1 protein-coding gene is annotated in these 801 nt (G+C 62.7%); it reads left to right on the forward strand.

The genetic code is table 11. The features are described from left to right. On the forward strand, positions 1-801 hold an 801-nt coding region (locus GSQ77_RS29130), incomplete at both ends, for a sensor domain-containing diguanylate cyclase (RefSeq protein WP_158907624.1).

An 801-nucleotide genomic window follows, 5' to 3' on the forward strand; every position in this document is an offset into this window, starting at 1 on the left:
GTGGAGCACCGCTGCCGAACTCCATCTGGGAAGTCATCACCGCAGGCCACAACTGGCATGGCGAAGTGCTCAGCACCCGCCGCAACGGCGATACCTATCCGGAACACCTGAGTATCAGCATCATCCGTGATGCGGACCATCAGGTGCTTTACTACGTCGCGGTATTCACCAACATTCAGACCGCCAAGCTCAATCAGCGCCGCCTGGAGCATCTGGCGCGGCATGATCCGCTGACCGGGCTGGTGAACCGGGCGGAGTTCGAGCGGCACTGTACCGACGCGATCGCGATTGCCGAGCGCGAGCGGCTGGCGGCGGTCGTGCTGTTCATCGACCTGGACGCATTCAAGATCGTCAACGACAGCTACAGCCATGCGATCGGCGATCGCCTGCTGGTTAAGGTGGCCGATCGTATCCGACGTCAGTTGTCCGATGACGATGTGGCGGGGCGCATCGGTGGCGACGAATTCACCGTGCTGCTGCCCCGACTGAGTCTGCGGGAAGATGCCAGGGCGATCGTCAGCCGCATGCTCGCGACCCTGTCCGAGCCGTTCATCGTGGACGACTACGAAATTGTGCTCAGCGCCAGTATCGGCGTGGCCGGCTATCCGCTGGATGGCATCGATGCCGCGACGCTGATCGCGAATGCCGATGCCGCGATGTATACGGCGAAAACCGAGGAGCGCAACGCGTTCCGCTTCTACACCCCGATGATGCACGCCGATACCCGTCGGCGCCTGCAGCTCGCGACCGAGTTGCGTCAGGCGTTGGCGCGCAACGAATTCCACCTGGTCTACCAGCCCA

The organism is Burkholderia sp. L27(2015) (assembly GCF_009765705.1).
In the GTDB taxonomy this organism is placed as follows: domain Bacteria; phylum Pseudomonadota; class Gammaproteobacteria; order Burkholderiales; family Burkholderiaceae; genus LMUX01.